This window comes from Curtobacterium sp. 22159 (assembly GCF_052045775.1).
GTDB lineage: Bacteria > Actinomycetota > Actinomycetes > Actinomycetales > Microbacteriaceae > Curtobacterium.
The window spans coordinates 38,945-59,240 of record NZ_JBQEPN010000001.1; the positions used below are offsets into that span (position 1 = coordinate 38,945).

18 protein-coding genes are annotated in these 20,296 nt (G+C 68.2%); 7 read left to right on the top strand and 11 right to left on the bottom strand.

What is annotated here, in order from left to right; genetic code table 11:
- Positions 1 to 70: 70 nt before the first annotated feature.
- Positions 71 to 790, bottom strand: coding sequence for a GNAT family N-acetyltransferase (locus ACTJKO_RS00230; RefSeq protein WP_440684459.1), 720 nt, complete (start codon positions 788 to 790; stop codon positions 71 to 73).
- A 352-nt stretch (positions 791 to 1,142) separates the two neighbouring features.
- Here ACTJKO_RS00230 and ACTJKO_RS00235 point away from each other — a divergent pair, with 352 nt between their 5' ends.
- From ACTJKO_RS00235 to ACTJKO_RS00250, 4 genes are all read left to right on the top strand, one after another.
- On the top strand, positions 1,143 to 2,267 hold the full coding sequence (locus ACTJKO_RS00235; protein ID WP_440684461.1) for an LCP family protein: 1,125 nt from the start codon (positions 1,143 to 1,145) through the stop codon (positions 2,265 to 2,267).
- A 277-nt stretch (positions 2,268 to 2,544) separates the two neighbouring features.
- A complete protein-coding gene (locus tag ACTJKO_RS00240) occupies positions 2,545 to 3,081 on the top strand; it encodes a VOC family protein (RefSeq protein WP_440684463.1) in 537 nt (178 codons plus the stop codon).
- A complete protein-coding gene (locus ACTJKO_RS00245; RefSeq protein ID WP_440684465.1) occupies positions 3,065 to 3,877 on the top strand; it encodes a MerR family transcriptional regulator in 813 nt (270 codons plus the stop codon). The genes ACTJKO_RS00240 and ACTJKO_RS00245 overlap by 17 nt, the downstream gene beginning before the upstream one ends.
- 437 nt (positions 3,878 to 4,314) lie before the next feature.
- Positions 4,315 to 5,061, top strand: a complete 747-nt coding sequence (locus ACTJKO_RS00250) for an ABC transporter permease (protein WP_440684467.1) — start codon at positions 4,315 to 4,317, stop codon at positions 5,059 to 5,061.
- A gap of 856 nt (positions 5,062 to 5,917) precedes the next feature.
- Here ACTJKO_RS00250 and ACTJKO_RS00255 read toward each other — a convergent pair.
- Genes ACTJKO_RS00255 through ACTJKO_RS00270 form a run of 4 tightly spaced genes read right to left on the bottom strand, consistent with a single transcriptional unit; the run spans position 5,918 to position 11,367 of the window.
- Complete coding sequence (locus ACTJKO_RS00255; protein WP_440684469.1) at positions 5,918 to 6,346, bottom strand: RbsD/FucU family protein; 429 nt, start codon at positions 6,344 to 6,346, stop codon at positions 5,918 to 5,920.
- Entirely contained in the window at positions 6,340 to 8,925 is a 2,586-nt protein-coding gene (locus tag ACTJKO_RS00260) for a hypothetical protein (RefSeq protein ID WP_440684471.1), read from the bottom strand. The genes ACTJKO_RS00255 and ACTJKO_RS00260 overlap by 7 nt, the downstream gene beginning before the upstream one ends.
- Positions 8,922 to 10,436: a purine-cytosine permease family protein gene (locus ACTJKO_RS00265; RefSeq protein WP_440684473.1), complete on the bottom strand. Its 1,515-nt coding sequence runs from the start codon at positions 10,434 to 10,436 to the stop codon at positions 8,922 to 8,924. The genes ACTJKO_RS00260 and ACTJKO_RS00265 overlap by 4 nt, the downstream gene beginning before the upstream one ends.
- A gap of 43 nt (positions 10,437 to 10,479) precedes the next feature.
- Entirely contained in the window at positions 10,480 to 11,367 is an 888-nt protein-coding gene (locus ACTJKO_RS00270; protein WP_440684475.1) for a PfkB family carbohydrate kinase, read from the bottom strand.
- An 89-nt stretch (positions 11,368 to 11,456) separates the two neighbouring features.
- Between ACTJKO_RS00270 and ACTJKO_RS00275 the strand changes: the two genes are divergently transcribed.
- The gene (locus tag ACTJKO_RS00275) at positions 11,457 to 12,458 is read left to right on the top strand and encodes a LacI family DNA-binding transcriptional regulator (RefSeq protein ID WP_440684477.1); all 1,002 of its coding nucleotides are present in this window, start codon (positions 11,457 to 11,459) and stop codon (positions 12,456 to 12,458) included.
- 187 nt (positions 12,459 to 12,645) lie between these two features.
- Here ACTJKO_RS00275 and ACTJKO_RS00280 read toward each other — a convergent pair whose 3' ends face one another.
- Together ACTJKO_RS00280 and merB are read right to left on the bottom strand one after the other, a co-directional pair.
- On the bottom strand, positions 12,646 to 13,218 hold the full coding sequence (locus tag ACTJKO_RS00280) for a DUF302 domain-containing protein (RefSeq protein ID WP_440684479.1): 573 nt from the start codon (positions 13,216 to 13,218) through the stop codon (positions 12,646 to 12,648).
- A 98-nt stretch (positions 13,219 to 13,316) separates the two neighbouring features.
- On the bottom strand, positions 13,317 to 14,072 hold the full coding sequence (gene merB, locus ACTJKO_RS00285; RefSeq protein WP_440684481.1) for an organomercurial lyase: 756 nt from the start codon (positions 14,070 to 14,072) through the stop codon (positions 13,317 to 13,319).
- A 97-nt stretch (positions 14,073 to 14,169) separates the two neighbouring features.
- Here merB and ACTJKO_RS00290 point away from each other — a divergent pair, with 97 nt between their 5' ends.
- On the top strand, positions 14,170 to 15,336 hold the full coding sequence (locus ACTJKO_RS00290) for a thiolase family protein (RefSeq protein WP_440684483.1): 1,167 nt from the start codon (positions 14,170 to 14,172) through the stop codon (positions 15,334 to 15,336).
- Between the two features lie 90 nt (positions 15,337 to 15,426).
- Here ACTJKO_RS00290 and ACTJKO_RS00295 read toward each other — a convergent pair whose 3' ends face one another.
- The 3 genes from ACTJKO_RS00295 to ACTJKO_RS00305 form a co-directional block, all read right to left on the bottom strand.
- Positions 15,427 to 16,926 (bottom strand): MFS transporter, encoded by a 1,500-nt coding sequence (locus tag ACTJKO_RS00295; protein WP_440684485.1) that lies wholly within the window; start codon positions 16,924 to 16,926, stop codon positions 15,427 to 15,429.
- Positions 16,927 to 17,171: 245 nt separating this feature from the next.
- On the bottom strand, positions 17,172 to 17,963 hold the full coding sequence (locus ACTJKO_RS00300) for an SDR family NAD(P)-dependent oxidoreductase (protein WP_440684487.1): 792 nt from the start codon (positions 17,961 to 17,963) through the stop codon (positions 17,172 to 17,174).
- Positions 17,964 to 18,140: 177 nt separating this feature from the next.
- A complete protein-coding gene (locus tag ACTJKO_RS00305; protein WP_440684489.1) occupies positions 18,141 to 18,281 on the bottom strand; it encodes a hypothetical protein in 141 nt (46 codons plus the stop codon).
- Between the two features lie 358 nt (positions 18,282 to 18,639).
- Between ACTJKO_RS00305 and ACTJKO_RS00310 the strand changes: the two genes are divergently transcribed.
- Entirely contained in the window at positions 18,640 to 19,188 is a 549-nt protein-coding gene (locus ACTJKO_RS00310; protein WP_440684491.1) for a hypothetical protein, read from the top strand.
- 5 nt (positions 19,189 to 19,193) lie between these two features.
- Here the strand turns inward: ACTJKO_RS00310 and ACTJKO_RS00315 are convergent, their stop codons facing one another.
- Positions 19,194 to 20,264 (bottom strand): histidinol-phosphate transaminase, encoded by a 1,071-nt coding sequence (locus tag ACTJKO_RS00315; RefSeq protein ID WP_440684493.1) that lies wholly within the window; start codon positions 20,262 to 20,264, stop codon positions 19,194 to 19,196.
- Positions 20,265 to 20,296 lie beyond the last annotated feature (32 nt).

Below are 20,296 nucleotides of genomic sequence, written 5' to 3' on the forward strand. Positions count from 1 at the left end.
CCTCACTCACAACGGGGGCGTACATCCGACTTGTTTTGCCGCTTCGGCGGGTTGTTGTGCCGGCCGCTTGTCAACTGAACGGTGAACCGACGATGCTGAGGATCGCGGTACGTCGTCGCACGTACCCCATCGATTCGTAGAGCCGGATCGCGCCGGTGTTGGCTGCCACGACGTGCAGGAAGGGCCGCGCACCGCGGTCGAGGGCGGAGTCCGCCACGTGGGACATCAATCGACGCGCCAAGCCTCGGCCGCGGAAGGCTTCGTCCGTGCACACGCCGCTGATCTCCGACCAGCCTTGTGGTCGGAGTCGTTCGCCGGCCATAGCGACGAGTGTCCCGTCATGACGGGCTCCGAAGTAAACGCCGAGTTCCCCAGTTCGTCGAGCGAACGGCCCCGGGCGGGTTCGGTTGGCTAGCGCGAGCATGTCATCGGCGTCGTTGGGCCCGAGTCGCACGATCTCGAACGAATTGGAAGGTTTGTGGGCTGCACGTTGGCGCCTGCCGAAGAGGGGGCCGGCAACCATTTGCAGGCCGACAATCTGGTTGCTTGCGACAGTTTCGACGCCCGGTGAGCCGTCCATGAGGACCACGGGACTGGTGCGGGCCAGTGCCCGTAGGTTGTCCCAGTCTTCGTCGGTGACGTCTTTCGGTACGGCTGCGAACGGAGACACGTCTGGAAGGAACCGCACTGCGCGACCGCGGCGTAGAGCAAGCGCGGCATGTGTGCCGGTCAATGACGCACGGGTTGCATCATCGAGAGCGTCCTCCGCGTGGACGAGTTCAGGCTCCATCAGCGTCCCTCCCATTCACCTGTGCTTGGGAGGCGTCTGTCCGCCCTTGCCCCAGGCTAGGTTATGGCAAGGGTGGCCGACCGTGAGCGCGCACCGCAACTAACCCTGAAGTGAGTTCTAGCTGCGGAGGAAGCTCTCAGCGCGGACAGCACGAAGCAAGCCAGCCACCGTCCGTAGTCGCTACGGTGCCCGCAGAGACCCGCACCGTGCGGGTTCGTGGGAGAGCAGGACACGCGTGAGTGCGATGACGAAACACCGCGGAACCCAGGAGCGCACGCCGCCGCGCCATGCGCGTCGTTCGCTTCGTGACCGGTGGCGCGTCCTCGTCGGTGCCGCCGCGGGCGTCCTGGCCGTGCTGCTCGTCATCCCGATCGCCTACGGTGCGTACGCCTACAGCCGGTTCGACAGCGGAATCACCCGCGTTGACGCCATCCCGCACGCGTCCGCATCGGCTTCGGCCGTGCCGGTGTCGAGCGCAGCGGAGCAGAACATCCTGCTCGTCGGCGACGACCATCGCCCGGCCGGTGCGTCGGAAGCTCTGCTGCAACAGCTCGGTACGCAGGAGGACGGCGGGGGGACCAACACGGACACGATGATCATCCTGCACATCGCCGCCGGCGGCCGGGCCGCATCGTTGATCTCGCTGCCAAGGGACTCGTACGTCAATATCCCCGGACACGGCATGGACAAGCTCAATGCTGCATTCGCGATCGGCCAGGCGACGGGAGGCGACGCGGGAGGAGCGCAGCTCCTCATCACGACGGTGCAGCAGATCACCGGCCTCACGATCAGCCACTTCGTTCGGGTGTCTTTGGTGGGGTTCTACGAGATCGTCAAGGAGCTTGGTCCCGTAACCGTCTGCCTCAACCACGCGGTGGACGACCCGTACTCGGGAGTCGACCTCCCCGCTGGAACATCCACGCTCGACCCCGCTCAGGCGCTCGCGTTCGTCCGACAGCGACACGGTCTCACCGGCGGCGACCTGGACCGAGAGGCTCGCCAGCAGTACTTCCTCACTGTTGAGGCGAAGCGCATGGCGTCTGCCGGGGTGCTCCTCAACCCGATCAGGCTCAGCGGCCTGATTGACACCGTCAGTTCCTCCATCGAGACCGACTCTGGATTCAACCTGCTCACGCTCGCGACCCAACTGCAACACCTGAACCCGACGGCGATACGGAGTGGGACGCTGCCAGTCGCGGGCACTCCGACGATCCAGGTCGGCGGGGAACCGCTGTCCATCGTCCAGCTCGACACCACCGCGATCCCCACGTTCATCGCATCGATGACGGCGTCGTCCGCCGCCGGCACACCATCGCACACACCCGGTACGACCGGCGCATCCTCCTCCACCGCCGCGCCGACGAGGTCGCGCGCACCAGCCTCAACCCAAGGAACAAATCCTGGGCAGCCGACTCCGACAGCCACGCCGACCCCGGCAGCGGGCACGGCGTACGCCGACGTGCCGTGCATCAACTAGGGGTGAACAGTCCGCTACCTGCGAAGACCCGACACGTTGAGCGTGGTGCATCCAGTCACCAGCGTGGTCGGCAACCAGCGGAACACCGCCGCCGCGGCGTTTTCCAGCAGGCGAGGCATCGAGATGACCGGGCGGACCCTGAATCACGACGTGAAACGCCCGAATCGACATGCCATCACCCGTTGGTGCTGCGCGACTATGTGAACCGAGTCAACTTACTGGTCCCTGGCCTCCTCGACTTGACCCTCACGCCGCGTTAGGGCAGAACGTGGGGTGCATGAGCAATTACTACAACGCCTTTGAGGTGAGCCCCGTCCCCGCGCCCGGCCCCGACGCGGTCGCGCCCGAGCCATTCCGCGGGATCTACGGGATGCCGTCGTTTGTGACGATCCCGACGACTGATCTCGCCGCTTCTGTCGAATTCTGGACACGTGGCCTGGACTTCTTCGAGCTGTTCAGCGTGCCGGACCAGCTTGTGCACCTGCGCCGGTGGGCCTTCCAGGACGTCCTGCTGGTCCCGGCTGTATCGGTTCCGGATCAGGTGCCGGTGGTGTCCGTCAGCTTCGCGTGCGTCATGAGCCAGATCGACGCCGTCGTAGCTGCGTGCCGAGCCTGCAACATGGGCGTGGTGAGCGAGCCGCGGGACACGCCATGGGGCACCCTCGATGTCGAGGTGATCACGCCGGAGAACGCACGTGTCGTCTTCACCGCCGCGAAGCCGTTTGATCCTGCTAGCCAGGCCGCCAAGAACCTGGAAGCAATCGGCATCACCGCACCGGACACCGATCGCGAGAAGAATGGTGCGCGTGCCTGATGCTAGCGATGCTGTAGACCTGACCGTTGGTCAGGCCGCGGCGCGCGTCGGCGTGACGGTACGGACGTTGCACCACTGGGACGAGATCGCGCTCGCGAGGCCGTCAGCACGGTCCGCTGCCGGATATCGGCTCTATGCCGAAGACGATCTCGAGCGACTGCGGCGCATCGTCGTCTACCGAGAACTGGGACTCGACCTGGGATCCATTCGGAGCGTCCTCGACGATCCGAGCGTGGCTGTTGTCGCTGCGTTGCGCGCCCAGCAGGACCAGCTTGCGGCGCGGATCAAGCGTCTCAGCGCGCTCGGTGATGACCTCGCTCGGATGGTTGACGCCCACGAACACGGGTTGCTGATGAGCGCTGAAGAGCAGACCGCGATGTTTGGATCCGGATGGAATCCGCAGTGGCCGGCTGAGGCGCGGCAACTTTACGGCGATTCGCCGCAGTGGCGGCAATACGCCGAACGCTCCGCGTCACGCACTGCCGACGACTGGCAAACCATCGCCGATACGGCGGCGGCACTTGATCGTGCCCTTGCCGGCGCCATGGGCGCCGGTGTCGAACCCGGCACCCCCGCCTCGGACGCCCTCGTGGAACAGCATCGCGAGGTGTTCTCCGCCTACTTCCCGATCACCCGGGCGATGCAGGTCATCCTTGGCCGCATGTATGAGGCCAACGCAGCGTACGCCGCGCATTACGACGGTGTCCGCATTGGGCTTGCCTCGTGGCTGCGGCGCAGCATCGACGCAAGCGCGCGTGCGCACGGCATTGACCCCGACACCGCTGCCTGGGAATGAAATATCTCGACCGCAATGAGCGGGCGCGGGCGTCTCTCGTTTTAGAGGCCCTGCGCGATGCACGGCATCGACCAGCCGTATCGTTCGTGCACCAAGCGCCAATCCGGTGCATCGCCGGATGAAGTGCGGCGATAGCAATCGGTACCGCGCGACTTCCCTTCCCTCGGCATCGTGAGACTGCTCATAAGCACCCGCGGTGGTCGAAGGAACGCGCGGAAGGAGCGCGCGGACGGCGAGAGCACCGTCGGTGGTCTCAGCGCAGCGAACCACGTTCTGTATTCGGTCGAGCGACCCGCAGCCCACGCTAGCGCGTCCCGGCTGCGCGCCGTGCGGCGCCCGATGGTGCACGCTGATGCCGAAACGAGCCCCGCCCCGGCCCCGCCGCTGGTGACGGCTCCCAGCGGGCTGCAGGCAGGCGTGTCCTAGGTTGATGTGCCGTGGTGACACCTTCGATGATCGTCGCAACGCTCGTTGGCGTGGTCGCTCTCGTGGCCGTCGCCACCATCGTGCTCCTGGCTGTGCGCGCTCCAAACCCATGGGCTCCATCGCTGGCCGTACTCCGCGGGACACTTCAGCTGGCGGCAATCAGTTTCGTCCTCACCGGCGTGATCCGCAGCCCGGCCTGGATTGCGCTCGCACTCGCACTGATGTTCGGCGTCGCGTCCTGGACCGCCGCGCGTCGGCTCGGATCATTGCGAGAGCGCTATGTGCCGGTTGCTGTCGCTATGGGAGCCGGGATATTCATCGCGCTTGGGGTCGTCTTCGGCGTCGGTGCGATCACCTTCAGTCCGCGGTACATCCTGGCGATTGGGGGAATCATCATCGGGAACACGATGACGATCGCGACGCTGTCTGGTCGGCGGTTCGTCGAGCTGGTCGATGACCGCTGGGAAGAGGTCGAAGGGTGGCTCGCCCTCGGCGCGACCCCGCGTCGGTCAACGGCGGATCTGGTTCGTCGTGCAATCGGGGCCGCGATGGTGCCCACCGTTGACCAGACGCGGACGACAGGGCTGGTCACGCTGCCGGGGGCCTTTGTCGGCGCGATCTTCGGCGGCGTTTCACCCGTCGAGGCGGGGCGATTTCAAATAGTGGTCCTCGCCGCGATCATCGGCGCTGGTGCCGTCGTCGCGGCAGTGCTGACGGCGTGGCTGGGGCCAGTCCGCCGACGCCCAACGTTGCGCTGAATTGGGTAGACAGTTCGCTTCACGAGTGCGTTCGACACTCCTCGAGTTCTCGGCCGCCCGATACCGCGCGAGCGCGAAAGCAGCTCCTGTGATGTCGTGGACTGAGTGCGCAGCACCGCTGGACGTAGTCGGCCGCGCACGGGTCGGGCACCGCGTGCCGGTGGACGATGGAGATGTGCGCGGTGTCGCGGACGAACGCTATGGCTGGCGTGACGCCGTCGTGCAGTGCCGCCGTGGTTCGATGCATTTGCCGGAGGATCGGTGCCAGCGTGTCGTCGTCGAAGCCCTGCACGAACACGCCGGAAGGCGATCCGCCGAGCACGTCCAGCAGATCGCGAGCGCGCTCGACAGCGTCGACCTAGTGTTCGATTGTCGTCTGCTCGATTTCGTCGCGGTAGGGCTACATGTTCGTGACCGTCAGGCGCAGGTCGGCGACGTCGAAGACGAGGTGCGCCCCGTTGTAGAGGCTGCCGAGTTCAGCGGAGGCTGCGCTCACGATGCAGCGACGTGCGCCGGTGGGAACAGGACGAGCCTGAGACCCCAGCGCGGGTCACCGGTGACCGGAGCATGATCAACGCGGAGGGTGCCCTCGTACAGGAAGCGGCGCGCTTCGTCCCATAGAACGTCGTACTTTCCGCCGTCCGTTATCCCCTGAGGCTAACGGCCCTTGCGACGAGCGGGACCTACACCAATAGCCGCTGATGAGACCGTATTGCGGCATTGTGACACATGACCGGCTCGCACCCGATTGAGTACGCCGAACTGGAGCGGCACAACGCCGGCGGCACAACGCCGGTCTCCAACACCCCATGCTTTCCATGCGTGGACGATCCCGGCGATCATCCGGGGTGCCTTATCACCTGAGCACACCTTTCGTGAGCAGGAAACAGGCGAACGGTCGGTCGTCGCTCGTCACGACGCACGCGGCCGCCGCTCGAGCGCGCGCGTAGAAATCGGTGCGCGCGACGGCGCGGGAGCGCACCGTCCGACCCTCGGCGGTCTCAGCGACGGCGAGCAGCGCGGCATGCGCGGGGAGGACGTCGTCGGGGCCGACGTCCGGCACCATGCGTTCCACGGGTCGCTCGACGAACGTGTCGAGCGGCAGGAGCCCGAGCACGATCTCCGCGGCAGTCGTCGTGTCGAGCATGTCGAGTCGGAGGACCGTGTCGTTGGTCGAGTACGCGGGGTAGTTCCGGTCGACGACAGCGATGGTGTCGCCGTGTCCCATCCGTGCGAGCACTCCGAGCAGATCGGGGGAGACCGCGGGGTGAATGCCCTTCAGCATGTGCGGTCCTCTTGGATGGTCAAGGCCGGGGCGGCGAGCAGGCCGTCGGGCTCGGGTTCAGAGCGGAGGCCCGTGCCCGCGTAGTAGCGGTTCGCCGCCGTTCCCGACACGGTGATCTCGATGGTGTTCTCGCCGGCGCGGGTGCGGTCGGCCGAGACCTCGGCGCGGAAGGGGCGCCAGCCGAGGTCGCAGATCCGCTCGCCTCCGACCGACACCGTCGCGGCGCCGCGGACGTGCGGGAGCTCGATGGTGAACGCCGTCGGTCGTTCCAGCGTGATCGTCGTGCGGTAGACACCGGTGCCTGAGAATGTCGGGTCGACGAGTTGCCAGCCGCCGGTGACGTCCGTCGGCATCGGGTGGGCGTCGCCGAGCGCGAGCGTCCAGGTGGCATCGAGCGGGGAGCGCGGGGCCTGGTCGTCGAGTGCGGCCTCGCCGGTGCCAGCGGCTCGGTCGTTCTCGTCTGTCCATGTCAGGAGCCGGAGCTCGCCGGGGCGCAGGAGGCGCGCGGGGTCGGGTCGGTGATGCGTGAGGTCCGCGTTCGTGCTGCCGGTGCCGGCGTTCCACTCGACCGCCCACGGGGGTGCCACGTCGGTGGTGGGACGCCAGTTACCCGGCCCGTCATTGTGGAGCGCGGACCGACGGAGACCGTCAGGGTCCGTGCCGGTCCGCACCGCGACACCCGGCGGGAATGCCCGCACCCGGCCGAGAGCTTCGAGGGCTGGTTCGGGTACGAGGTCCGCCCCGACGTCGACAGGCGAACCGGGGAGGCCCGACTCCAGCACTGACGGCAGTCGTCCGCTCGCAACGACGCGGACGCCGCGCTCCCGTGCCGCCCGGAGGACCGCCACGGACGTGTCGTCACGCAGGGTCCGGACGGCGGGCAGGATGAGCACCTCTGCGGTGGGCGGGTCGTCGACGTCGGTCAGCTCCCGCTCGTCGATGATCCGGAATGGCACGTTCGCCTCGGAGAGCAGGCGCGCCCATGCGCCGAGGTGTTCAGCGTGCATCCCCGACGGGCCGTCGGTCCAGATCGTCCGGAGCGGCCAGAGGAGCAGCACGCGTACGTCGGGCGTGAACGTGTCCAGGAAGGTACTGAGCCGTGCGGACTCCTCGGCGTACCGGTGGTGGTGCTCGGTGAACCACGGTTCGTGGTTGATGCCCGGTGGGAAGTCGAATCGCGGGTTCACGAGCGACTCGTGGTCACGATCGTGCCCGTCCGTCTGCGTGTACCCGTGGAAGAGCATCTGCCGCATGCCCGCGAAGTGGTGCCGCACCGCGGTCGACCGGAGCTCGTCGAGCGTCAGCCCCCAGTGCCCGGAGAACGGCGCGCCGCCCGGGGGTGGCGTCATGAAGTACTGCTCGACGATGGTGCCGGAGCGTCCGGACGCGCGCGCGACCCCGTCGCCGAGTGCCGGGGAGAGCTGCCCGACGGCGTCCTGCGCGTCGACGGCGGTGAGGTCCCGGTACCGGTCTACACCGAAGTGGTCGAGTCCAAAATTCGCCCGCAGGTCCCAGTTCACGAACGCCGTACCGGGCTCCCACGAGCCGACGTGGCTGAGGACCTCGTGCCCGGACTGCAGCAGTCCGCGTCGATGCGACCAGGCGGTGACGGTGCCGATCCACGTCTCGATCGCGAATCCGCTAAAGATCGCCCAGAACCGCGACCGACGGGCGAGTGCCGCGTCGGTAGTGGACGCTGCGGGAGCACCGAACGCGGCGGCGAGCGTCGCCGGCAGGTCGGGGCCGAACGCGTCGCGCAGGGCGGCGCTCAGGTCCGCGTGCCACGGCACCGAGCCACTGACGTCCCCGTCGCGTTCCGCCCAGTCGTACGAGATGGCGTGCGGTTGGTCGAAGAAGAGGTAGCGAACGGTGGTGCCGACGTGCTCGCCGAGCGCGCGTCTGATGGGTTCGTAGCCGACCTCGACGAACCGCTCGACCGCCTCGACGTTGAGCGGGTTGGCCATGCGGGACGTGGCACTCCGCGCGGATACCAGCACGAGGGTGCCGGTGTCCGCCTCCGCGAGTGCGATGAGCGCCCCGTCCGCCGTGCCGTCGACACGGGCATCGGCGGCGCGGTCGATCACTGAGCCGTCGTCTTCCACGATGAGCGCGTGCTCGACGCGCCAATCCGTCCAGGTCGGGACTCCGGTTTCGTAGTGCCAGTGCATGGCCGCGGGGCCCAGGTTCTCGGTCGCCGACACGATGCCGGAGACGCGGCCCCGGCCCCTGTCGTCGAGCCGAGTCCAGAACAGCAGCCGCTCCCGGTACTCGTCGTGTCCGGCGACGGCCCGGCCGCCCGCGTGCCCGGACTGCCAGTTGTAGTCGTCGTAGATGCCCATCACCATGCCTCGGGCAGCAGCTTCGTCGGCAGCGAGTCGGTACGAGCGCAGGAAGTGGTCGTCCAGGTACCCCGTCATCGGGTAGGAGAGTCGTGCCTGCACCTGGAAGGAGTGGAACCCCGCGTCGTGCATGCCGCGCACCTGTGTGCGGACCTCGTCGTCCGTCGGTGGCCGGTGCCAGAACCAGTACGCGGCTGGACGGTGCCACGCGTCGGGGTCGCGGAACGAACGATCGGTCATGCGACGACCCGCACACCGTCCGCGCCGGAGCGCAGTGCGGAGGCGTCCGGGGCCGGGTCGGCCTTCAGCACGAAGGTCAGGAAGGCGTAGGAGCCGCCGCCGAGCAGCAGCGCCACGACGACGCCGATGTTGCTCGCACCGATCACGCCGGTGCGGGCGCCCTCGGTGAGCAGGAAGCCGGTGACGTGTGCGAAGTTCGGGTCGGCGCTCGTGACCAGGCCAAGTCCCACCACCGTGCCGATGGCCAGGCTGAGGAGCGCGGTCCAACGGCCGTTGCGGCCACCCAGCCCGCGGGGTCGCGCGAGTGCCGGGTCCCAGCCGCGCCGACGCTGTCGGATGAAGTCGATGAGCTGGATACCGCCGAGGGTGCCCATCATGACAGCGATGAGTGACAGGAAGGACTGGAACGTGGCGAGGAACGACGTGGACACGAACAGCAGGTAGAACGCGCCGGCGGCGATGATCAGGGCGTTGATCGCGGTGGTCACCGCGCGGCGCAGCGGCACGCCGACGGCCATGAGCGCAAGACCGGAGCTGTAGATGCCGGTGATCGCCGCGGACACGAGCGACACCACGACCACGATGGAGAACGGGATGAAGAACCACAGCGGCAGCAGGGCCGTGAGCGCGCCGATGGGGTCGTTCGCTGCGGCCGAGCCGAGCTTCGGGTCGCCGCCCACCAGCAGCACGCCGACGACGAGGAGCAGCACGACAGGGACCGAGAGGCCAGCGGTCGTCCAACCGATGACCCCCCGGGCAGACGTGCTGCTGGGCAGGTAGCGAGCGAAATCGCCGCCGTAGTTGAGGAAGCCGATGCCGACCAGGGTCATCGCCATGATGATGCCGCCGAGGAACGTGATGGGGCTGCCGCTCGCAGCGTCACCGAGGTGGTCCCAGCGGATCTGCGGAACGATGAACCCGAGGAACGCCAAGGTCATCAGACCCGTGACCCACGAAATCCAGACCTCGATCTTCATGATGAATGCGTGCCCCATCACGGACACGGTCATCGTGACGGCGAGCACGACGACGAACCAGAGCGCGATCGTGTACCAGGCGGAGCCGCCCGTGCCGTTGCCGAAGACACCGGGCCAGAGCGTCGAGAACAGGTTCGCTCCGGTCGTGGACGCGAGCGTGATGATGGTGACCTTCCAGCCCATATTGGACAGGTATGCGAAGAACGCCGGCACCGAGTTGCCGCGTACACCGAACGCCATCCGAGTCTGCACGAGCGTCGGTAGCCCGGTGCGCGGGCCCCCGACGGCGAGGATCCCGACGAGCGCCGAGGACACCAGGTAGCCGAGCGTGCCAGCGATGATCGCCTGCCAGACGCTCAGGCCGAGCCCGAACACGTAGATGCCGTAGCTGATGCCCAGGATCGAGATGTTCCAGGCGAACCAGATCGCGAACAGCCCGCGCGGGGTGCCGCGGCGTTCGGCGTCGGGGACGGGGTTGACACCGTTCGTCTCGACACCGCTGGGGGCGGTCGAGGCAGGAGCGTCGTTGCTCATGGGGGAGCCTTTCGGTTCGGGTGGTACTTCGTGCGTATCGGGGTCAGGACACAGGGGCGGGGGACGGGACGCGGGCGCCCGCGCTCCCGACGGTGCGGGCTGCTGCTGCGGCAGCTACCCGGACGGCCTCGACGACGGCTGCGCCCTGCGCGAGTCCAGCCGCGAGGGTCCCGAGGAACGCATCGCCGGCGCCGACGGTGCTGATAGCTTCCGCGGGGACGGCCGGCACGTACACGACGTCTCCATCGTGCCGCACAACGGAGCCGTCGGCACCGATGGTGACGACGACCGTGTCGCCCGGAACGTCGACGATGCGGGCGGTGACGGCATCGACGCTCGCCGGGACGTCATCGCCGAGGACCTGACCGAGTTCGACGGAGTTCACGACGACGACACCGACCCGGGGCAGGACCGCGGCGGAGGCGGGGCGCCATGGCGACGGGTTGTAGACCAGGCGGCTCACTGCCCCGAAAGCCTCGACGGTGGCGAGCACGGCAGACTCCGGGACCTCGTTCCCGATGACAGCGACGCGCGGCGTGGGGTGCGTGGTCACCCAGGCCTCGACGGCGGCAGCGTCGAGCCGTGCGTTGGCACCCGGAGCGACCACGATGGCGTTGTCGCCCGGGGTGACGAGGAGCACGGCGCGTCCGGTGGGTACGGCGGTGGAGACCACGCCCCCCAGTTCGACACCGACGGCAGCGAGGTCCTCGAGCGCAGGTCCGGCGTCAGGTCCGACGGCCGCGACGAGAGCGGTACGGGCACCGGCCGCCGCGGCGGCATGAGCCTGGTTGGCGCCCTTGCCCCCACCGGTCGTGGGCGCGGACGTGCCGGCGAGTGTCTCACCTTCAGCGGGGAGGCGGTCCACGGTGAACGACGAGTCCAGGTTCACGGAGCCCACGACGACGACGTCCGAGGCTTCTCGGAAATGCATTTCCCGAGGATCGCACGACCTGCTCGACACGTCAAGACCGAGCGACGGCCACGGCGTCGGTATGGTCAGAGGGACCGATGGGAGGTCCGATGGCGACGCGCGTGAGCCTTAAGGACGTCGCCGCAGCCGCGGGGGTTTCCGTCACGACCGCGAGCCGAGTGCTGTCGGGCGTCGACCGGAACGTCGACGACCGGCTCGCCGAGCGGGTCCGTCAAGCGCAGTCGGATCTCGGGTACCGAGTGAACGCGGCAGCGCGGGCGCTCCGCACTCAGTCCACCGAGGCGGTTGCCCTCGTCGTCCCGGCGATCGAGAACCCGTACTTCGCCGAACTCGTCGCCGCGTACTCGCGCCGCCTCGATGCTGTGGGACGGCGGCTGGTGACGATCGACACGAACGAGTCCGTCGAAACCGAACGACGACAGCTCGCCACGATCGACCGAGCCCTCGTTGACGCCGTGCTGGTGGTGCCGGTCTCCGCCGCTGAGAGTGGACCAGCCCTCGCCACCGTGGCCAGACGCCACCGCGTCGTCCAGATCGACCGCGTGGCGGACGGGTTCGACGGTGCCGTGGTCCGCCGGGACGATGCGGCTGGCATGCGCCTGCTGACCGAGCACCTGCGCGCCGGCGGCCGACGAAGCATCGTGCTCGTCGACGCTCAGGCTGCCTCCTCCGCCAGCCGCGAACGCGTCGCGGCCTTCCGCACGGTCGCCCGCCCAAGGGACCACGTACTGCAGATGCCAGCGTTCGCCTTCTCAAGCGGTATCGACGCTGCAGCCCACATCCGGAGCGAGTACCCCGACGCTGACGCAGTGCTGTGTACCGCCGACACGATCGCCGTCGGGGTCCTCACCGCTCTCCAACACGACGGGTACCGAGTGCCGCACGACATCGCGATCGCGAGCTTCGACGGCACCACGCTCGTCGACATGGTCGCGCCCGGGATCACGTCACTGAGTTCCGTGGCGGTCGAGCTCGTCGACCGGTCGTTGAGAGCACTATCCGAACAAGAGCCGACGGAGAGCCTTATCACCTCGACCCTTGTGCGACGGGCGTCTACGGCGCGACTGCGGCGTCCTCCGAAAGAATATTGAGCAATCGACGCTACAACTGATGAGGCGCGGAAGCGCGATGCGGACTACTACCTGCGCCTCACCGGTGACGGTGGCCGCATGCTGAACCGACAAGATCGCGCTGACGCCGACACCGCCGACGCCGACCAGCTGAGGCTGCTGCGCAGGCTGCATGCCCGATGAGGGACCGGGCAGCCCGGTCGAACGGTCAGGCGATGATGCGCGAGCGTGCGCTCGCGTCGGCCGGAGTTGAGGCCATCAGCGTCTTTGGTGCCGCGACGCCGATCGCTTCGAGCAGTGCAGCGACCTTCCGATCGAGCTGCACTCCGACCTCGTCGATCTCGGACCGCCCGAGACTGCCGAATGCAGTCGACGGCCGGTCGAGTGCGAAGACGGCGGCGCCGGCCTCGTCCTCGAACAGCAGGACCCGCAACGGCGCGTAGAGCAGGGTGTGGGGGTCGTACCGGAACATGCGTTCTGCGATCGTGTGATTGCCCATGAGGTACTCGACGGCTTCCCGCCGGTGACCAGCGAGTCGCATGAGGGGACCGGCGTCGACCGAGCTGAAGATGACGAAGTCATGAGGAGCGTTGTGTCGGAGCGCTTCGAGTACGTCGTCCCAGGTTGCGTCGGCCGCGGCCAGGTCGAGGATGCGCTGCTGGTCGAACTGCGGCACCGCCCGCTCGTACCGTTCCCGGAACGTCGAGAACGGGATGCCGGTGTGGATACTGATGCGCTGCATCGCGTGGTCGAGAAGCTGGGTTGTGGTGTGGTCACTCATCGTGACTCCTTTCGACACGCTCCACGCTTGACTTTCTTCAAGAAAGGAAATTGTAGCGGTAGCGGCCCTCCCCAGCGATGCTCAGACTGCAACGGCGTTCAGGTCGACTGCAAGTCCTCGTTCCCCCAGAACGGGCCGACCAGGCCAGCGGAGGCGAAGTAGGCGGCCGCTTGCGCGGGCTCGCGTCGCTCGTATCCCCGATCGAGGCGGCCTTCGTACCACCCGGAGGCGAGGCGCCAAAGCTGTTCGAGCGAGAACACGGCACCGCGCTCGTTGCCCGTCCGAGCGAGCCAGTCGTACACGCATGCCTCGTCGCAGAAGATGCGTTGATGTTCGCAGGCGTGGACGACGTCGTCCCACACGTGTGCCATCGGCATCAGGAAATGCGCTACCTGCTCGCCAGGTGGTGGGACATCGACGTGCACGTTCCATGCATGGGCGGTGCTGCATGCAGGACACGTGGTGGCGACGAGCGCGGACGAGATGCCGGGAACGAGGTGCGGGATAGCGAAGGCGTCCCACGCGCACCCGCCCCACCACAGCGTTCGGTCACTCTTCACTGCGAAGCCGAAGTCCCTGGTCGCGAAGGGATGCGCGAGCTCCACCGCCCCGTCGCCGCCGAGCACGAGATGTCGTTCATGCTCGAGGTCGCGCAGTGCTGCAGCGACATCCGGCACTGCCACGTTGAACTGTTCCGCGAGGGTCACGGTGGAGGGGGCGGTCCCGCGCTCTGCGAGCTGCTGGTACACAGCCAGTCGTACGGCCTCCGAGTCGGCGTGCATCCACGTCCCCTTCTTCGCTGAGCGGCGGGCCTTAGCGACCATCGCCAAGTCATAGGCGGCTATCCCGAGCATAGCTTGTTGCTTTCCACCTGGAGCGGTCCTCGGTGGGGGTTCCGCTCGTACGGTGCTCCTGAAGCGGCGTCGCAGCCGACGCCGCAGAGAGGAACACATGGATGCATTCATCATCGACGCCGTGCGGACGCCGTTCGCGAAGGGGAAGGTCGGCGGCGCCTACTCCGACGCACACCCGGTCGAGTTGCACGCCCACGTCCTCCGGTCGCTGATCGCGCGCACCGGTGTGGATCCCGAGGCGGTCGACGATGTCATCTCAGGGGTGGTCGGTCAGATCGGTGAGCAGAGCGCTAACAGCGCCCGGTGGGCTGCGCTCGCGGCTGGACTGCCGCCGTCGGTTCCCGCGGTCACCATCGACCGGCAGTGCGGGTCCGGCCAGCAGGCGGTGCACTTCGGTGCGCAGGGTATTCAGGCGGGCGCATACGATCTGGTCATCGCATCGGGTGTCGAATCGATGAGCAGCGTGCCGATCGGTTCGCAGCTGGCGGGCCGGAACCCGTTCGGGACAACGGCACCGGCGAAGTACCCACTCGTTCCGCAAGGCATCAGCGCCGACCTCATCGCGAACCGATGGGGCATCAGCCGCGAGCGGTCCGACGCATTCGCTGTCCGCAGCCATACACGAGCCGCCGCCGCATTCGGAGACGGGCGCCTGGCGTCGCAGCTTGTTCCCCTGCCAGGGGAGAAGCCGCTCCTCGTCGATGAATCCGTACGCCCGGGCACGACGCCGGATGCGCTTGCCGCGCTGCAGCCAGCGTTCCGGACCGACCAGTGGGCTGCACGGTTCCCTGACCTGGAGTGGACGGTGACAGCGGGGAACTCGAGCCCAGTCAACGACGGCGCTGCCGCCGTGTTGCTGGCGTCCGAGGACGCGGTGCGTCGGTTCGGGCTCACTCCACGTGCACGCGTTCACGCGATGGCGGTCGTCGGCGACGACCCGACGCTGATGCTGACGGGCATCGTTCCGGCGACGCGTCGTGTGCTCGAGCGAGCTGGGCTCGGTGTGCACGACATGGACGCGTTCGAAGTGAACGAAGCGTTCTCAAGTGTCGTCCTGGCGTGGCTCGATGAGATCCACGCCGACCCGGAGCTGGTCAACGTCGATGGTGGCGCGCTCGCCTTCGGACACCCGCTCGGCGCAAGCGGTGGACGTCTGCTCGGATCCCTGCTCGGGGTTCTGGATCGAACCGGCGGTCGCTTCGGGTTGCAAACCATCTGTGAGGCCGGTGGCCTCGCGAACGCGATGGTGATCGAGCGGCTCTGACGTCCGCGCCGCGCGGGACGCGGGCAGTGTGGCTGCGCCGCACGTCGATTGATCCCGTGCCCGCTCGGACCCGAGCGGGCACGGGATAACTCAGATCTCCGCACCGTCGACCGTCGACACGGGTGTCGACCGCGAGGTGGGGATGTGCGAAGACCCACGCAACTCGCTGTGCTTGATTGCGATCGCCGCGAGGAGCCCGACCGCTGCGACGCATGCCGCGACCACGAACGGCAGCCCGAAGCTGTCCGCGTACGCGGTACGGACGATGGCCTGCGCGGTGTGGGGGAGGACCCCGAGGTGATCGAGTTCGAGGGATCCGGAGACGGACTGGTGCGCGGATCGCAACGCGTCGGTAATCGCTGCCGATGACTTCGACGCGAGGACCGAGCCGAAGACGGCCAGCAGGATCGCACCGCCGAGAGCGCGGATGAACGCGACCGTCCCGCTCGCGACGCCGACGTCGGCGACGTCCACGCTGTTCTGTACCGCGAGGACGAGGTTCTGCTGCTGCATCCCGACACCGATGCCGGCGAGCGTCGTGGCTGCTGCGAACTGCCAGAACGCTGTCGCGCCGCCGGTCACGCTCATCCCCGCGAAACCAGCGGTCAGGGATGCTGCGCCGCCGATCAAGTACGGACGCCAACGGCCGTACGCCGTGATCAGCCGTCCGGACACCAGCGAACCCGCAAGTGTTCCCAGGATGAACGGAAGAAGCGCGAGCCCCGCCGCCGTCGCGCCGTCGCCTCGACCGATCTGCAGGTACTCGGAGAACAGCGTCGTCGCTCCGAAGAGCCCGAACCCGACGGGCAAGGACGCGATGAGTGACAGCGCGACTGTGCGGCGTCTGATCAGCCCGATCGGCAGGATGGCGGACGCGGTACGGCGTTCGACCACGACGAGCGCGACGAGCAGGAGCACGGCAACAGCCACCATGGCGACGCTCGGCGCGGACAGCCACCCGAACGCACCAGGGCGCCCGACGAAGGAGACCCAGATGAGCAGGATGCTCACGCCGGAAGCGAGGAGAGTGATCCCGGCCCAGTCGACCTTCCCGCGTCGGGAAGAAGGGGCGATGTGCATGGTCAGCTGCAGCATGACGAGCGCAGCGATCGCGATCGGCAGGCACAGCCAGAACGTCCAGCGCCACCCGAGCGGGCTGTCCACGATGACTCCACCCGTGAGGGGACCCACGGAGGTTGCGAGCGCGAGTACCGCGCCCGTGTATCCCGCGTAGCGGCCTCGCTCGCGTACGGGCACCATCACCCCGAGGATGCTTTGGAGCAGTGCGAGGACACCGCCAGCGGCAATTCCCTGAACGGCGCGCGCGGCGATCATCGTCGCCGCGCTCGGCGCCACCGCACCCGCGATCGTCCCGACGATGAAGACGACGATCGCCGCCTGGACGAGGACCTTCTTGTTGAACAGGTCCGAGAGTTTCCCCCAGATGGGCGTCGAGATCGCATTCGCGAGCAGGCTCGCGGTGACCATCCACGTGTAGGCGGTCTGCGAGCCGTGGAGGTCAGGCACGATGGTGGGCAAGGCGTTCACCACGATGCTCGAGCTGACGAGCACGGTGAACATCGCGGCCATCAAACCGATCAACACCATGCGGATCTCGCGAATTGAGTATGTCGGGCTCAGCACCAGCGCTTGTGTCGAGGAAGCAGCCATGGCCACGACGATAGCCTGAAGCAAGTAAAAAAAGATGCTGTGGCCGCGGAGTGCCTCGCGACGCGATCCTGGTGGAGGACGAAACCGCCACCGTCGTCCCGCCCGTGTCTGTTCGTGACGGCGACGCACGGCCTGGCCGACCGGACCGTGCGTCGCTGCTCTGGTCAGGCAGCCGGAGTGGGTGCCGTCCTGCTCGGTCGGCCGGTCAGGCGCCCGGCGAGGCGTGCCATCGCCTTGCGGGGGAGGAGTCTGGGCAGCACCAGACCGCCAAACGCGTTGTCGAATCCGTGGACGGTGCTGATCTTGCCGGCTTCGAGGGCGCGCATCGCGTGTGCGACGAGGTTCGCCGCGGTGCGCGCGCGGCCCGTCTTCGCGGACTCGCCGGCGACGTCGAAGAACTCGGTCTCGGTGGCACCTGGGCACACTGCGAGCGCGCGCACCCCAGTGCCCTCGAGTTCGACGGCGAGTGCCTCGGTGAACGACAGCACGAATGCCTTCGACGCGCCGTAGACCGCCATGTGCGGCACCGGCTGGAACGACGCGGTCGACCCGATGTTCACGACGGCGCCGCGACCGTTGCGGACCATCGTGGGAAGGAGCCGTGTGGTGAGGCCGACGACCGCCGCGCAGTTGACCTGGACCTGCTGGGCGAGCGCTGCGGCGGCCGAGTCGACCACGTCGTCGTGGACACCGAACCCGGCGTTGTTCACGAGGAGATCGACTTCGACACCGAGTTCGTCGAGCTCGTCGCCGATGCGGTCCCAGATGCCTGGCTCTGACAGGTCGGCGGCGATGACGTCTACTTTGACTCCGTGCTCCGCTCGGAGCCTGGCGGCGAGCTGGTCGAGACGGTCACGGCGCCGAGCCACGAGCACCAGGTCGCGCTGTTCCGAGGCGAGGTGTTCGGCGAAGGCTGATCCGATGCCGGACGATGCGCCGGTGATGACTGCGGTCACAGGGTGGGTCCTTTCGGGGGGAGGGCCGGCCCGGACCTCGAGGGGGCGGCGGGTCCGGGCCGGAGCCCGCCGGCGACTCCGTCGATCTGGGGCGGCGGGCTGTGGAGGCCCGGCCGGGCATGCCGGGTGGTTTCGGGCTCCGCGGCGATCTTTGCGCAAGTGCTAGCGCGGAGCAAGTCATGAAGTGGTCTTCGGGTGATCTTCAAGGAACCGCCAGAAAATCGACGTCGCCGAGATGGACTCGTTCGTGGTCCCGGGGCCGCTGATGGCCGTCGCGCCGGGCCACTTCTGTCCGCCACCGTCGATGCGGTAGTTCATGACCGTGGCGTGGGGAGCGCGCCCCGACCACGCGACTCGGTCGACGGGCGCCGTCACGCTGTGTTGTGGTTCCCGGAGCAGTGGTCGGTGCTCGCCCATCGCTCGAGTCAGGTCGAGATGGGCGGGTAGGTGCCTCCGGAACGATGGCCGTCGTCGTGGTGGGGCACGGGACCGGCGGTGCGGTGGAGTTTGAGCATCGCGGTGCCGCTGCAGTTTGTGGCGCTGCCTTCGACGAACGCCCCGCCGACCAAATGATCTACCAGGCAGCCGCTCAGGTTCCAGATGCCAGGTTCGCTCGCACCAGTTCGAGCTCCCGAGCATCGTCCGGGTCCGGCACTGTGGATAGCATCGCGTGCTGATGCTCGAAGTCCGCGAGCCAAGCGGCCGCAGAGTGGCGATCCCCGAGCGCCAGGGCAACCGCGGCACGGGCGAGCGCGGGGGTTGCTCCGAGTACGTCTGTCCCATCCGCCGCGGCGTGCACCTCCCGAAAAAGTCGCTCCGCCGCCGCGGTGTTGCCGAGGCGGAGCTCGACGAACGCGAGGTTGTGCTGGTCGACGAGTGCCATACGCGGATCGCGCAGTTGCCGGTCGAGCGCGATGCAGTCACGGTAGGCCCTCGCAGCCTCCTCCAGCCGGTCGAGCAGTCGCAGGCAGGCGGCACGGATGTGGAGCAGCTCCTGTCGGGCAGGCTCACCACGGGCTGCTGCGAGGGCCTCGTCGACGTGCTCGAGCGCTCCGGCCAGGTCTCCCTCCCGGATTGCGAGGCGGGTGAGTGCCGCGCGGGCCGTGTGCGCCATCGCGACGTCACCGGTGCGTCTCGAGCGCTCGAGCATCGCCTCGGCCGCCGAGCGGACGGCGTCGTTCCGCCCCGCACGGAATGCGTCCCTGAGCGCGGCGGCTTCCCCTGATCCGGTCACCGCGCGACCAGCGCTCGCGCGGACGCGGCAGCATCGACGACGAGGCCGTGGGATTCGACCTCCCCGATCGTGACACGGATTCCGGCGTCGGGGAAGGCGCGGACGAGCAGCCCGTGGCGACGGAACACGGCTGCTACGTCCGTCGTCGCCGGTCCGGTCGGCAGCCAGACGAAGTTGCCGCCGCTGTCGGGCAGATCCCACCCCTGCGCGCGGAGCGCACCGCTGATCCGGTCGCGCGCGTCGGTGACCGCCCGGACACGGTCGGCGAGTTCGCGCCCGTGTTCGAGGCTCGCGATCGCCGCGGCCTCGGCGGCGGAGGAGACGAGGAACGGCACGGCGACGCGGCGGATCGCGGCGAGGACCCCGGGGTCGCCGAGCGCGTACCCGACGCGAACGCCGGCGAGGCCGTACGCCTTCGAGAACGTGCGGAGGACGAACAGGTTCGTGTGATCCGCGAGCAGCGCGGGGCCGTCGAGCGGGTCGTCGTCGGTCACGAACTCGACGTACGCTTCGTCGAGGAGGACGGGGACGTGGCTCGGGACCTGGTCGATGAACGACGCGAACGTCGAAGCCGGGATGGCGTTGCTGGTCGGGTTGTTCGGTGAGCACACCAGGATCGCCCTGGTGGCCGGGCCGATCGCGGCGATCATGCCGTCGAGGTCGTGTGACCCGCCGGGCAGGTTTGGGACGCGCACCGCGGTCGACCCGGCGACCGTGATCGCCTTCGGGTAGGCCTCGAACGTCGTCTCCGCGAGGACGACCTCGTCTCCTGGGCCGGTCAGGGCCGAGAGGAACTGGTAGATCACCGCGACGCTCCCGCCGGACGTGTGCACGGCCGACTCCTCGACGCCGTGCCGTCGGGCAAGGGCTCGTCGGAGAGCGCTGCTCGTCGCATCCGGGTAGCGGGAAGGATCGGCCGCGAGCGTGGCCTCGATGACACCGGGAAGTGGTGGGAACGGGTTCTCGTTGCCGGCGAGGCGGAACGCACCGGGAGCGTCCTGTGGGCCGGCGTCGTAGCCGACCATCGCGGCGATCTCGGGGCGGAGGTGCACAGTTCGTTCGACCATGCGGGAACCGTACGACCAGCCCGCGGCGCCTG

What these genes read in the sequence shown, in the direction of transcription:
- ACTJKO_RS00315 (WP_440684493.1), bottom strand. Translation starts at nt 20,264, where the DNA reads ATGGTCGAACGAACTGTGCACCTCCGCCCCGAGATCGCCGCGATGGTC.
- ACTJKO_RS00290 (WP_440684483.1), top strand. Translation starts at nt 14,170, where the DNA reads ATGGATGCATTCATCATCGACGCCGTGCGGACGCCGTTCGCGAAGGGG.
- ACTJKO_RS00265 (WP_440684473.1), bottom strand. Translation starts at nt 10,436, where the DNA reads ATGAGCAACGACGCTCCTGCCTCGACCGCCCCCAGCGGTGTCGAGACG.
- ACTJKO_RS00230 (WP_440684459.1), bottom strand. Translation starts at nt 790, where the DNA reads ATGGAGCCTGAACTCGTCCACGCGGAGGACGCTCTCGATGATGCAACC.
- ACTJKO_RS00310 (WP_440684491.1), top strand. Translation starts at nt 18,640, where the DNA reads ATGCTCGAAGTCCGCGAGCCAAGCGGCCGCAGAGTGGCGATCCCCGAG.
- ACTJKO_RS00260 (WP_440684471.1), bottom strand. Translation starts at nt 8,925, where the DNA reads ATGACCGATCGTTCGTTCCGCGACCCCGACGCGTGGCACCGTCCAGCC.
- ACTJKO_RS00295 (WP_440684485.1), bottom strand. Translation starts at nt 16,926, where the DNA reads ATGGCCGCGATGTTCACCGTGCTCGTCAGCTCGAGCATCGTGGTGAAC.
- ACTJKO_RS00270 (WP_440684475.1), bottom strand. Translation starts at nt 11,367, where the DNA reads ATGCATTTCCGAGAAGCCTCGGACGTCGTCGTCGTGGGCTCCGTGAAC.
- ACTJKO_RS00245 (WP_440684465.1), top strand. Translation starts at nt 3,065, where the DNA reads ATGGTGCGCGTGCCTGATGCTAGCGATGCTGTAGACCTGACCGTTGGT.
- ACTJKO_RS00305 (WP_440684489.1), bottom strand. Translation starts at nt 18,281, where the DNA reads ATGAACTACCGCATCGACGGTGGCGGACAGAAGTGGCCCGGCGCGACG.
- ACTJKO_RS00275 (WP_440684477.1), top strand. Translation starts at nt 11,457, where the DNA reads ATGGCGACGCGCGTGAGCCTTAAGGACGTCGCCGCAGCCGCGGGGGTT.
- ACTJKO_RS00240 (WP_440684463.1), top strand. Translation starts at nt 2,545, where the DNA reads ATGAGCAATTACTACAACGCCTTTGAGGTGAGCCCCGTCCCCGCGCCC.
- ACTJKO_RS00255 (WP_440684469.1), bottom strand. Translation starts at nt 6,346, where the DNA reads ATGCTGAAGGGCATTCACCCCGCGGTCTCCCCCGATCTGCTCGGAGTG.
- ACTJKO_RS00280 (WP_440684479.1), bottom strand. Translation starts at nt 13,218, where the DNA reads ATGAGTGACCACACCACAACCCAGCTTCTCGACCACGCGATGCAGCGC.
- merB (WP_440684481.1), bottom strand. Translation starts at nt 14,072, where the DNA reads ATGCTCGGGATAGCCGCCTATGACTTGGCGATGGTCGCTAAGGCCCGC.